This window comes from Piscinibacter sp. PDB1-1, from assembly GCF_056675995.1.
Map to the genome: position 1 here is coordinate 2,343,821 of NZ_JBWVZJ010000001.1, position 11,992 is coordinate 2,355,812.

Annotated in this window: 12 protein-coding genes; 4 read left to right on the forward strand and 8 right to left on the reverse strand. The window is 68.4% G+C overall.

Going from position 1 to position 11,992, the window contains the following annotated elements; translation table 11 throughout:
* The first annotated feature begins 10 nt into the window (after positions 1–10).
* The 4 genes from AC1KAR_RS10845 to AC1KAR_RS10860 all read left to right on the forward strand — a co-directional run bounded on the left by AC1KAR_RS10845 (position 11) and on the right by AC1KAR_RS10860 (position 3,717).
* Positions 11–481, forward strand: coding sequence for a DUF3237 domain-containing protein (locus AC1KAR_RS10845; RefSeq protein WP_480317332.1), 471 nt, complete (start codon positions 11–13; stop codon positions 479–481).
* Positions 482–570: 89 nt separating this feature from the next.
* Positions 571–1,920, forward strand: a complete 1,350-nt coding sequence (locus tag AC1KAR_RS10850; RefSeq protein ID WP_480317334.1) for a S1 family peptidase — start codon at positions 571–573, stop codon at positions 1,918–1,920.
* Positions 1,908–2,948 (forward strand): FHA domain-containing protein, encoded by a 1,041-nt coding sequence (locus tag AC1KAR_RS10855; protein WP_480317336.1) that lies wholly within the window; start codon positions 1,908–1,910, stop codon positions 2,946–2,948. The genes AC1KAR_RS10850 and AC1KAR_RS10855 overlap by 13 nt, the downstream gene beginning before the upstream one ends.
* Complete coding sequence (locus AC1KAR_RS10860; RefSeq protein WP_480317338.1) at positions 2,935–3,717, forward strand: SDR family oxidoreductase; 783 nt, start codon at positions 2,935–2,937, stop codon at positions 3,715–3,717. Before AC1KAR_RS10855 ends, AC1KAR_RS10860 begins: the two co-directional genes overlap by 14 nt.
* 12 nt (positions 3,718–3,729) lie before the next feature.
* On the opposite strand, the gene AC1KAR_RS10865 is transcribed toward AC1KAR_RS10860, so the two are convergent.
* From AC1KAR_RS10865 to AC1KAR_RS10900, 8 genes are all read right to left on the reverse strand, one after another.
* Positions 3,730–4,758 (reverse strand): lipase secretion chaperone, encoded by a 1,029-nt coding sequence (locus AC1KAR_RS10865; RefSeq protein WP_480317340.1) that lies wholly within the window; start codon positions 4,756–4,758, stop codon positions 3,730–3,732.
* A 105-nt stretch (positions 4,759–4,863) separates the two neighbouring features.
* Positions 4,864–5,736 carry a hypothetical protein gene (locus AC1KAR_RS10870; protein WP_480317342.1) on the reverse strand — a complete coding sequence of 291 codons (873 nt, stop codon included), beginning with the start codon at positions 5,734–5,736 and terminating at the stop codon, positions 4,864–4,866.
* 309 nt (positions 5,737–6,045) lie between these two features.
* Positions 6,046–6,930: a hypothetical protein gene (locus AC1KAR_RS10875; RefSeq protein ID WP_480317344.1), complete on the reverse strand. Its 885-nt coding sequence runs from the start codon at positions 6,928–6,930 to the stop codon at positions 6,046–6,048.
* A 90-nt stretch (positions 6,931–7,020) separates the two neighbouring features.
* Positions 7,021–8,028, reverse strand: a complete 1,008-nt coding sequence (locus AC1KAR_RS10880; RefSeq protein WP_480317346.1) for a lipase secretion chaperone — start codon at positions 8,026–8,028, stop codon at positions 7,021–7,023.
* Between the two features lie 26 nt (positions 8,029–8,054).
* Positions 8,055–8,918: a hypothetical protein gene (locus AC1KAR_RS10885; protein ID WP_480317347.1), complete on the reverse strand. Its 864-nt coding sequence runs from the start codon at positions 8,916–8,918 to the stop codon at positions 8,055–8,057.
* Between the two features lie 295 nt (positions 8,919–9,213).
* Positions 9,214–10,143, reverse strand: coding sequence for a septal ring lytic transglycosylase RlpA family protein (locus AC1KAR_RS10890; RefSeq protein WP_480317349.1), 930 nt, complete (start codon positions 10,141–10,143; stop codon positions 9,214–9,216).
* A 53-nt stretch (positions 10,144–10,196) separates the two neighbouring features.
* Positions 10,197–10,907, reverse strand: a complete 711-nt coding sequence (locus AC1KAR_RS10895; RefSeq protein ID WP_480317351.1) for an alpha/beta fold hydrolase — start codon at positions 10,905–10,907, stop codon at positions 10,197–10,199.
* A gap of 2 nt (positions 10,908–10,909) precedes the next feature.
* Positions 10,910–11,899 carry an aldo/keto reductase gene (locus AC1KAR_RS10900; RefSeq protein WP_480317353.1) on the reverse strand — a complete coding sequence of 330 codons (990 nt, stop codon included), beginning with the start codon at positions 11,897–11,899 and terminating at the stop codon, positions 10,910–10,912.
* Between the last annotated feature and the right edge of the window lie 93 nt (positions 11,900–11,992).

The window sequence follows — 11,992 nt, forward strand, 5'->3', positions numbered from 1 at the left end:
CGCCACGCCCATGATCGACATCCCCTCCCCGCCCGCGCTGATCCCCATGGCCCAAGTGGTTTGCGAGGTGAGCCCGCTGGTCACGCTCGGTGGCGGCCCCTACGGCGAGCGCCGCTTCATCCCGCTCGGCGGTGGCACGGTGCGCGGCCCCGAGCTCAACGGCAGCCTGGTCGAAGGCGGTGTCGACTGGCAGATCAACCGGGCCGACGGTGTGCTCGACATCTCGGCCCACTACGTGATCCGCGCCGACGACGGCTCACTGATCGAAGTGCGCAGCGACGGCATGCGCCACGGCCCGCCCGAGGTGATGGCCCGCCTGGCGCGCGGCGAGAACGTGCCGCGCGACGAATACTTCTTTCGCACCGTGATCCGCTTCCAGACCGGTGCTGCGCAGTGGCTGCATCTCAACAAGACGCTGGCCCTGGCCTGCGGCCGGCGCGAGGCCACGCGGGTGATCCTCGACTACTACCGCATCACCTGAGTCGAGCCACCTGAGCCGGGCGCCGGCTTGGCACGTGGGCGTTCCTGACCTGCTCGCAGGGCGGGCAGCGGCCCATAGAATGAATCTCAATGAGATTCCACCTTTGGCGCTCCGCTGGGGCGTTCGCTGTGTCGGTCTGCGCGCTGTCGAGCAGCGCCTGGGCCGCACCCCCGCCCGTCGCGCAGGCGGCTCCCGTGGTGGCGTCCCCCGCGTCGGCGCCGGTGTCGATGTCGGCGCGCAAGGTCTACGAGCAGGCGCGCTCGCAACTCGTGCAGATCCGCACCGTGCTGCGCGGGCAGGGCAGCCAGACGTCGGTCGGCTCGGGCTTCCTCGTGTCGGCGCAGGGTCACGTCATCACCAACTACCACGTGGTGAGCGAGGCGGCGCTCAAGCCCGAGCGGCATGAACTGGTCTCGCTGACGGCCGACGGGCGCGACGCGCCGGTGCAGATCCTGATGCTCGACGTGCTGCACGACCTGGCGCTGCTCAAGATGGTCGGCGACAAGCCCGCCGGTGGGTACGACGCGCTGAGCTTTCGGGCCGACTCGAACAAGCTCGCGCAGGGCGAGCGCATGTACTCGCTCGGCAACCCGCTCGACGTGGGCTTTGCGGTGATCGAAGGCAACTTCAATGGCCTGGTGGAGCGCAGCTTCTACCCGCAGATCTTCTTTGCCGGATCGCTCAGCGCCGGCATGAGCGGCGGCCCGGCGCTCGATCAAGAGGGCCGCGTGATCGGCGTGAACGTGGCGCGGCGCATCGATGGCGAGCAGGTGAGCTTTCTCGTGCCGGCCACCTTTGCGAGTGCGCTCCTGGCCAAGGGCCGCGAGGCGGCGCCGATCAAAGGCAATGCCTGGAGCATCGTCACCGAGCAGTTGATGGCGCACCAGGATGTGCTCACCGAGCGCTTCATCGCGCAAGGCTGGAGGATCGCCACCCACCCGCGCTACACCGTGCCGGTGCCGCCCGATCGCTTCATGCGCTGCTGGGGCAGCAGCGACCCTTCGCGTACCGGCGGGCTCGATCTGGAGCGCTCCGATTGCGTGATGGACACGCGCATCTTCGCCGGCGAATTCAACACCGGCACCGTCGCCACCCGCCACGAGGCCTACGACGGCAGCAAGCTCGGCACCCTGCGCTTCGCCGCCCAATACTCGGCGAGCTTCCAGAACGAGGGCTTCATGCGCCTGGGCCCGCAGCACCAGACCAAGCCGCAATGCAGCGAGGCCTATGTGGACCGCAAGGGCCTGGTGCTGCGCGCGGTGACCTGCCTGCGCGCCTACAAGAAGCTGCCGCAGCTCTACGACGTGGCCGTGCTCGTCACCACACTCGACCAGCCGCAAGGCGGCGTGCAGGGCCGCATCGACGCGCAGGGCCTGAGCTACCCCAACGCGATGAAGCTGGCGCGCCATTACATCGAGGCCTGGCAATGGGTGAAGTAGAGGCGGTTCCAACGGAATTGGGCGACACCCCAGCCGAAGAGATGGCGGTGGGCCACGCGCCCGCCACCCTCGCCGTGCTGGAAGTGCTCGACCGCGACGGCAGCGTGCGACACAGCGTCACCGTGCGCGAGTGGCCGTTGCGCGTGGGCCGCGCGCTCGACAACGACCTGGTGCTCGACGACCCGCACACCGCGCCGCACCACTTCAGCGTGGCGCCCGACCAGAGTGGCCACATCCGCGTGCAGGTGGGCGACACCCGCAACGGCCTGCGCTGTGGTGACGCGCAACTCGTCGCCGGTGCCACCACGCCGGTGGGCGACGCCACCGCGCTGATCACCGCCGGCCGCACCCACCTGCGCCTGCGCCTGGCCGGCCATGTGCTCGCGCCCGAGTTGCCGATGGGCGCGGCGCCGGCGTTCGCGCAGCGGCTGGGCACCTTGGTCTTGCTGGTGCTGGCGGTGATCGGCGTGCTGGTCTTCAGCACGTACCTGGAGAACGACCCCGACGTGTTCCCCAAGTCGCTCGGGTCGCTCGCCATCTACGCGGTGGGTGTCACGCTCGGCTGGGCGGGGCTGTGGACGCTGCTCTCCAAGGTGTTCACGCGGCAGGGCCGCTTCGGCTGGCACCTGCGCGTGCTGCTCACCGCCGCGCTCGTGTGGGAGCTGGTGAACGCTGGCGCGAGCCTGCTGGCGTTCTCGCTCTCGTGGCCGTGGCTGAGTGACTTCAGTTTCATCGCCGCCTACCTGATCCTGGGGGCCATGCTGTACTTCCACCTGCAGGCAGTGGAGCCGCATCACCCGCGCCGCACGCTCGGCTTTTCGGCCGCGGCGGTGGTCGTTGGCGTGGGCTTGAGCCTGTGGCTCAACTACCAGTCGACCGACCGCTTCGGCAGCGAGCTGTACATGAACCACCTCTTCCCGCCCGCCCTGCGCCTGGCCAGCCCGGTCGACACCGAGCAGTACATGCAAGACGTGGAGGCGCTGCAACCCGTCCTCGACGCCAAGGCCAAGCAAGATGCCAACGACTGATTCACCCGCCAGCTCACAACTTGGCGCGCGCACCGTCCTCGTCACCGGCGGCAGCCGCGGCATCGGTGCCGCCACGGCGCGGCTCGCGGCCGAGCGCGGTTGGGCGGTGGCGGTGAACTACGCGCGCGACGCCTCCGCCGCGCAGGCGGTGGTGCAGGCCATCCAGGCCGCGGGCGGGCAGGCGCTGGCGGTGCAGGCCGACGTGGCCGATGAATCGCAGGTGCTCGCGATGTTCCAGCGCATCGACGCCGAGATGCCGCGCCTGGCCGGGCTGGTCAACAACGCCGGCGTGGTCGACATGCAGGCACGCGTAGACGAGATGAGCGTCGAGCGCCTGCAGCGCATGTTCACCGTCAACGTGATCGGCAGCATGGTCTGCGCGCGCGAAGCGGTGCGCCGCATGTCGACGCGGCACGGCGGGCAGGGCGGCGCGCTCGTCAACGTGTCGTCGGTGGCGGCCAAGCTGGGTTCGCCCGGGCTGTACGTGGATTACGCGGCCAGCAAGGGCGCGATCGACACCTTCACCGTGGGTCTCGCACGCGAGGTGGCCACCGAAGGCGTGCGCGTGAATGGCGTGCGTCCCGGCATCATCGACACCGAGATCCACGCCTCGGGCGGCCAGCCCGACCGGGCGCAGAAGTCGCTGCACATGATCCCGATGCAGCGCGTGGGCCGCGCTGACGAGATCGCCAGCGCCATCGTCTGGCTGCTGTCGGATGAATCGAGCTACGCCACCGGGTCCATCGTCGACGTGGCCGGCGGACGCTGAGCCGCGCCGGGTTCAAAGGCCGCTGTGCGGCCGCGCGGATGCAAGCTCTTCAGGCTTGAACGAGCGCTGCAGCAGGGCTTCGAGCTGCTGCTGCTTCTGGGCGACATCCATCTCGGCGTAGACCAGGGCGTCGCGCTGGCGCACGTAGCCCGCATGGCGAAGCTCCCAGGTGCGGCGCTGTGCCTCTTCGCGCTCGCGTTCGATCTCGATTGCCGATTGCGCGCCGGGTGTGTCCACATACTGCCTGCGCAGGTGCAGCACCTCGGCATCGCTTTCGCCTACCGCGCGCATCTGCGCCACCTGCTTCTCCATCGCGTACGAGAACTGTGAACCGCCGAACTCCAGCGCCGCCACCTCGGCCGGCAGGCTGTCGCGCAAGGCGCGCAGACGCTGGCTCTGCTGTGCTTCAGTGAGCGTGGTGTCGTTGAGGATGTCGGCGGCGTTGTAGGCGTAGAGCGCGCGCGCTTCGGTCGCGGCGAACAGCTCCTGCACCGAACTGGAGTCGAAGTGACGGCGACGCAGCGCCATCGTGCGGTCGAGCATGTCGCGCGGCGAGGGCCGGGTGGCGCTCGCCTGGGCTGCGCGCAGCATGTCGCGCTCGGCGGTGCGGTAGGCCACGTGCGCCTGCAGCAGCGCCCAGGCGCGCTCGGCGGCCAGCGGCGGCAGCGTGGCGCGCAGCTGCGCTTCGAGCGGCGCCAGAGGGTTGTCTCCAGCGGGCAGCCAGCTGTCGAGTACCGACACGGTCTGCGTGGTCACGACCAGGCGGCCGAGCGTGTCGGTGGTGAAGGGGGTGCCTGCGCGACCTGCGGGTGCGGGGTGGGCAAGCGGATCGGAAGTGACCGTGTCAATGGCGTCGCTGTCGGGCGGATCGGACGCATCGGGCCGCATGTAGGACGCGTGGTCCGATTGAGCCAGCGCCTGCACCGAACTGCTGGTGTCGATGCCGTCGCCGGGCTGTGGGCGCGTGAGGTAGGCGGCACCGCTGCCTGCCGCCATGAGGCCGGCGGTGAGGATCCAGAAGGGGGTGGAGAAGGCAGCCATGGTGTGCGAAGCCTTTCTTCTGTCTTTCTTGGGAGCGTGTGGTCCGGGGGTGGCGTGCCTCGCACGCGGGGCCGCAGCCCCGGTGCGATGACACGCCTTGCGCCATCAGTGCGTGACGAAACCGTTCAGCCAGGTCAGGTTGGCTTTCAGGCCCCAGTTGGTGGAGCCATTGCGCCAGGTGCTGTCGGTGATCGACTGCAGGCCGGTGCAGCCGCCCACGCGCTGGTAGCAATGGTCAGCCGAGAGGTCGCCCACCGCGCTGTCGCGGATCATGATCCAGCCGCTGCCGTTGGTGTTGAGGCATTCGTAAGCCAGCAGGCCGCAGCTCTTGCCGGTGACGTTCTCCGACGACGAGCGCACCACCGTGGCGGTGCCGCCCGGGAAGATGTCGCTCTGGCCGTTGACGACGCGCACGTTGTTCTTGCTGATCGTGTAGTTGCTCGGCGTCATGCATGAACTCATGGCGTAGACGGTGTACAGCGTGTGTGCGCCCATGCCGTAGGCGGCACGCACGCGGCTGTCGTAGTTCTTCGCGTTGATCGCGATCACCGACCCCTGGCTGAAGCCGGCCACAACCACGCCCTTGGAGCAGTCGGCGTTGGCGCGGGCGCACAGCTTCGAGACTGCGCTGGACGACGAGCCGCTGTTGTAGATGTACTTGGCCTTCGACAGGATCTGCGAGCAGGTGCCGAACAGGCTGCTGTCGTACTCCACGGCGGCGGCGACGAAGCCCTTGGCAGCCATCTCGGCCACGGCGCCCATGGCCTGGGCGTTGTCGTAGGTTTCGGTGGTGCCCACGGTGTAGATGAACACCGGGTGCTTGCCCGAGGCGGGCTCGGTGCCCTTGATGCTGTAGGTGCTCAGGCCAGCCGAATAGCTGGAGGTGAAGTCACCCGCGAAGGCGGTGGTCGTGCCGAACAACGCGGCGGCCGTGCCCAGGAGGGCGGCGGCGGCGCGGGTCAACAGGCGTGCATGCATGGAGAGTCTCCTTGTCATGGGCGGTCAGGTCTTGTCGCCCTTGGTTGCCCTGACATGTGTCAGGGTGTATCCAATATTGCACGTCGGTTTAGTCGGGTATTCGGGGTTTTTCCTTCAGGCGTGAGGGAGTCCGCAAGTGAGCCTCAAAACAGCGGGTAACTACTTAAAAATCCGTGATCTTTGATTCACGTTGAAGCAAGTTTGCGAGCGCCTGCTCTCGTAAATGGCCTGCCGTGCTTTTTTGCGCATTCCTTGGCGTTGCAGGGCCGTGCCGGCCGCCGCGCACCCGCGGGCGGCCGGGCTGCCCCCTCAAGGCGTGACGAAGCTCTTCAGCCAGTTCTGGTTGGCGTCCATTTGCCAGGCGGCGCTACCGGTCTTGAAGCCGTTGTCGAGGCCGCTCGGTGTGGTGCAGCCACCCACCAGCATGTAGCAGTGGTCGGCCTGGCCGTCGCTCACCTCGCTGCCTTTCACGATGTACCAGCCGCTGCCGTTGGTGCGGAAGCAGGAGTAGGCGCTGCTGCCGCACGACAGGCCGGTGATGGCCTGGTTGGCGGTGCGCACGTTGCTGGCGGTCGGGCCGACAAAGGTGTCGGACTCACCATTGACCAGGCGGATGCGGTCCGCCGCCTGCGTGTGGCCCCCGTTGTTCATGCACGAACTCAGGTTGTAGATCGAGTAGTTCGTGCCAGCGCCCTGGCCGTAGGAGGCGCGGATGCGGCTGTCGTAGTTGCGCGAGAGCACCGAGATGATCGAGCCCTGGCTCAGGCCCCCGGTGACCACGCCCTTGGAGCAATCGGCCTTGCTGCGCGCGCACAGCTTGGCGATGGCGCTGTTGCTGCTGCTGCCGTTGAAGATGCACTTGGCCTTGGCGCCGATGTCGGAGCAGCTGCCGAAGCTGCCGCTCGAATACTGCACCGAAGCAGCGATGAAGCCCTTGGCCGCCATCGCCTTCACCTGTGTCATCGCGAGATCGCTGTTGTAGTCCTCGCCCGTGCCCACGGTGTGGATGTACACCGGGTATTTGCCGCTGGCGCTGGGCTCATAGCCCGTGATCGTGTACGAGCTGCCGCACAGGCTGGTGGTGCCGCCGCGGTAGCTGCTGGTGAAGGCCGTCTGGGCCAGTGCGCCGGCGCCCGCGCACAGCGCGAGCAGGGCCAGGCCCAGCTTCAGCGCATGGGTTCTCAATGCGTACATGGTGTCTCCTAGTGTTGTGGGTATGGTTCACCGAACCGGTGTGGGGCACCGGCACGCCGGCTGCTCGCCTCGGTGCAGCGTGGAGGGAACTCAGAGCCCGCTGTGGGGCCGCGCGGCCTCGATCTGCTCGGGCGTGAAGTGCTGGTGCAGCAGGGCCTCGAGTCGGCGCTGCCGGTCTTCGGGCTCGATGTCGGTGGCGTAGATCAGTTCGTTGCGCTGGCGCACGTAGCTGGCGTGGCGCAGCTCCCAGGCCTGGGTCTGGGCTTCGAGCTGTTCGCGCTCGAGCTCCATCACCGACTTGGCGCCTTCGGAGTCGACGAACTGCTTGCGCAGGTAGACCACTTCGGCATCGTTCTCGCCCTGGGCGCGCATCTGCGCCACCTGCTTCTCCAGCGCGAACGAGAACGTCGAGCCGCCGAACTCCTCGGCCGCCACCTGCGGCGGCAGGTTCAGGCGCAAGGCCATCAGGCGCTGTACCTGCTGCGCCTCGGTGAGCTGCGGGTCGGCCAGGATGGCCGCCGCCTCGGAGGCATAGAGCGCACGCGCCTCCTGCAGGCCGAACAGCTCCTGCACCGAGACCGAATCGAAGTGACGGCGGCGCAGCGCCATGCTCTTGTCGAGCAGCTCGCGCGGGTTGATCGGCCCTTGGGCCTTGAGCTGCTGCAGCAACTCGCGCTCGGCCGGGCGGTAGGCGGCATGGCTGCGCAACAGGCGTTCGGCGCGCTGGGAGGCCAGCGGTGGCAGCGCAGCGCGCAATTGCGCCTGCGCGCTGTCCATGGATTGCCGGGCGACGGGCAGCCAGCTGTCGAGCACCGCCAGCGTCAGCGGGTTCACCACCAGGCGGCCCAGCGTGTCGGTGGTGAAGGGCAGGCCCTCGCGGACCGGCGTCATGGGGACGGGCCCGGGGGCCTGCGCGTCTTCGTCAACAACTGGCGCGTCGGGGCGCATGTGGCGTGCGCCTTCCGACTGCGCCAGCACCGGCACGGAGCTGTTCAGCCGATCGCCTTCCTGCGGGCGGGTGAGGTAGGCCGCGCCGCAGGCCAGCGCCGCGATGCCGGCGGTGGCCAACCAGAACGGGGTGGTGAACGATCCAGCCATGGCGCGGCCCCCGGGTCCGACGATGGTCAGGGCGTGGCGAAGCCGGCCAGCCAGGTCAGGTTGGCCTTGAGCGCCCAGTCGGCGCTGCTGTTTCGCCAATTGCTGTCAAGCGAGCTCTCGCTGCCCAGGCAGTCGCCGAAGGCGCGCTGGTAGCAGTGGTCGGCCGAGCCGTCACCGACCTGGCTGCCCTTGACCATGATCCAGCCGCTGCCGTTGGTGTTGAGGCACGAGTAGGCCGTCGAGCCACAGCTCTTGCCGGTGACCGATTGCGACGACGAGCGCACCGTCGACGCCGTGCCGCCGGGGAAGGCGTCGGATTCGCCATTGACGATGCGGATGTTGGTGGACGCCAGCGTGTGGTTGCCGTTGTTCATGCACGAATTCATCACGTACGTCGTGTAGAGGTTGTGAGCCCCCATGCCGTAGGCGGCGCGCACGCGGCTGTCGTAGTTCTTCGCGTTGATCGCGATCACCGACCCCTGGCTGAAGCCTGCGGCGACGACGCCCTTGCTGCAGTCGGCGGTGGCGCGGGCGCACAGCTTGGCGACGGCGCTGCTCGAGGAGCCGCTGTTGTAGATGTACTTTGCCTTGGAAAGGATCTGCGAGCAGGTGCCGAAGAGCGAGCTGTCGTACTGCACGGCGGCGGCGACGAAGCCCTTGGCGGCCATCTCGGCCACGGCGGCCATGGCCTGGGCGTTGTTCCACGATTCGGTGGTGCCCACGGTGTAGATGAACACCGGGTGCTTGCCCGAGGCGGGCTCGGTGCCCTTGATGCTGTAGGTGCTCAGGCCAGCCGAGTAGCTGGAGGTGAAGTCACCGGCAAGGACGCTGCCTGCGACGAAGAGGGCGGCCGCAAATGTGACGACCTGGCGGAACAAACGATGTGTCATGAGATGTCTCCTGTGATGGTTTCAGTGGTCTTGACGCACTGACCCCCGCTGGGTCCATCGGAGAGTGGGTGTTCGCATCCTTGGGGACATCTTGCCGCTTCTCCACGGGGAAGCGGACTTTTGCACGCTGCTGCCCGACCGAGTTGCTATCTTCGACCGATGTGGCGTTCACGCTGCGCAAAGTCAGGGTTGACCCGCGGATTCGGGCCTTCTAGCGGCTGCATCCAAGCCGGTCAGATCGGGTCGTGCTAATTCGTCCGAAGAGCGCACTTGTGGCGCTCCCCGAGCACGCGTCTCAGCGTCGCTCGACGACCACCGGCACGAGCTGGATCTCCGCGCGTACGCGCGAGGCCGCGTCCTGTGCCTCGCTGCGTGTCGGGAAGGGCCCGGCCTGCACGCGATACAGCTGCGTCTCGCCAAAGATGGTCAGCTGCGGCGACAGCCAGGCGAGCTCTTCGGACACCTGCCTTTGCAGTTGCTCGGCTCCGGCCCGCGCCTTGAAGGCACCGAGCTGCACCCAATACCCTTGCGCAGCCGAGGTGAAGGCGCGCTCGGTGCCGGCGGGTGCCGGGTTCGGCGGGGTGGGGATGTCTGCGGGCACATTGGCCGCGGCCGCGGGTGGCTGCATCTCCACCGGCGCGTCGAGCGGTGCCGAGGGCACGCCGTTGCGCTGCCAGCTGCCATCGCGGATCTGCTCGTAGGTGATGCGCTCCACCTCGACCGGCGCGATGCCGTTGGTGACGCCGAGCTTGATCGCCGCCGTGTAGCTCAGGTCGATGATGCGGCCCTTCACGAACGGCCCCCGGTCATTCACGCGCACGATGATCTCGCGCCCGTTGGCCGGGTTGCGTACCCGTGCATAACTCGGGATCGGCATGGTCTTGTGCGCCGCCGTCATCGCGTACATGTTGTAGACCTCGCCACTGGCGGTGCGCCGGCCGTGAAACTTCTTGCCGTACCACGAGGCCAGGCCCGTCTCGCTCACGACCGGGTCGCCGGTCAGGGGCTTGTAGCTCTGGCCCGATTGCTCGTAGGGCTTGTTCGGCCCGCCGCTGCGCACGGTCTCGACCTGCGGCTGCGCGTCGGGCACCGTGGCGAGCTCGGGCGGCGGGCGGGAGCCGGGGCCGTCCTTGGTGACGGTGCTGCAGGCGGCGAGCAGCAGGCTCAACGCAAGGCTGAGGAAGGGGCCGAGGAACTGTAAGGGTGGGCGGCGGCGTGTCGTCATCGGGCAGGTCGCTTTGCCGCCGATCCTACTTCCGCCTGATGCGGGCCATGGTTTCAGGCCGCCTCTTGTTGCAACCAGTTGGCAAACGCGTGAGAAACCACCGCGGGTTGCTCCATCGTGCTCATGTGGCCACATTGCTCGACGACGACCAAGCGCGAACCGGCGATGCGCTGTTGCATGAACTCGTGGCGCGCCGGCGGGCTCCAGGCGTCGTCACGGCCGCACAGCAGCAGCGTGGGGCAGCGCGCGCGAGCGAGCAGGGGCTCGGCGTCGGGGCGATCGAGCAGGGCATTGATCTGGGCGGCGTAGTGCTCGGGCGTCTTGCGGGCCAGCATCTCGACGATCTCGTCGAAGACCGGCGCATCACGCTGGCTCTCGTGGACCATGCCCACCGCCCACTCACGGGCCATCGCGCGCATGCCGTCGCGGCGCGCGATGGCCAGCAACGCCATGCGGCCGGCGCGCTCGCTTTCGCCGGGCCGGCCTTCGGCCAGCGGGTGGTACGAGGTGTCGAGCAAGGCCAGCCGCTCGATGCGTTCGGGCGCGAGCCGCAGCATCTCGAGCGCCACGCGCCCGCCCATCGAGTGGCCGGCCACGGCGAGCGGGCCGGCCGGTGCGGTGGCCAGCACGTGCTCGGCCATGCCGCGCAGCGAATCGATCAGGCCATAGTCGGGCACGTGGCAGGGGCCGAGCGCGTCGATCTGCGCTTGCCACACGGCCTGGTCGCACAGCAGGCCGGGGAGGAAGACGCGGCTCGCGGCCACGATCAGAACTCCTCGGTGTCGACGCCGGCCTGCGCCATGGCGTCGTAGCGTGCGCCGGTGACGGTGTGGCGGTTGATGTGCGCATCGAGCGCCTGCATGGCGGCGTCATCGAGTTGCACGTTTGCCGCGCCGAGATCGTCGTGCAGGTGCGCGATGCTGCGCGTGCCGGGGATGGGGATGATGTGCTCTGCCTTGTGCAGCAGCCACGCCAGCGCGAGCTGCGCCGGCGTGCAACCCACGCGCGCGGCAATCGCGTGGTAGCCGTCGAGCAGCTTCAGGTTGGCCACGTAGTTCTCGGGCGCGAAGCGCGGCATGGTCTTGCGGATGTCCTTGTCGGCCAGCGTGCTCGTGTCGCGCAGTTCGCCACAGAGAAAGCCGCGCGCCAGCGGGCTGAAGGCGACGAACGCGGCGCCGAGTTCGCGGCAGGTGTCGAGCACGGCGATCTCGGGGTTGCGGGTCCACAGCGAGTACTCGGTCTGCACCGCGGTGAGGGGGTGCACGGCGTGGGCCTTGCGGATGGTGGCGGCCGAGACTTCGGAGAGGCCGATCGTGCGCACCTTGCCCTCGCGCACCAGGTCGGCCATCGCACCCACGCTGTCTTCGATGGGCACGCGCTTGTCCCAGCGGTGCAGGTAGTAGAGGTCGATCACGTCGGTGCGCAGGCGCTTCAGGCTTTGCTCGCAGCTCCACTTGATCGTCTCGGGCCGGCCATCGACCACGCGCTTGCCTTCGGCGTTGCCGTGCAGGCCGCCCTTGCTGGCGAGCGTGAACTTCGATCGGTGCGGCGAGAGCACCTCGCCGACCAGCGTCTCGTTGAGGCCGAAGCCGTAGAGCGCGGCGGTGTCGAAGAGGGTGACGCCGCTGTCGAGGGCGTTGAGCAGCAGGGCCTCGGCGTCTTCGCGCGAGGGCGGCGTGCCGTAGGCGTGGCTCAGGTTCATGCAGCCCAGGCCGAGGGCGGAGACTTGGAAGGGGCCGAGCGCGCGTCGTTGCATGGTGGGTTGGGTCAGTTCGGAGCGGGGCTTCGATACCTCAGCCTGAGCGGACACCTCGTGCGGGAGTCATTCCTCGAACACACTCAGGCCGCT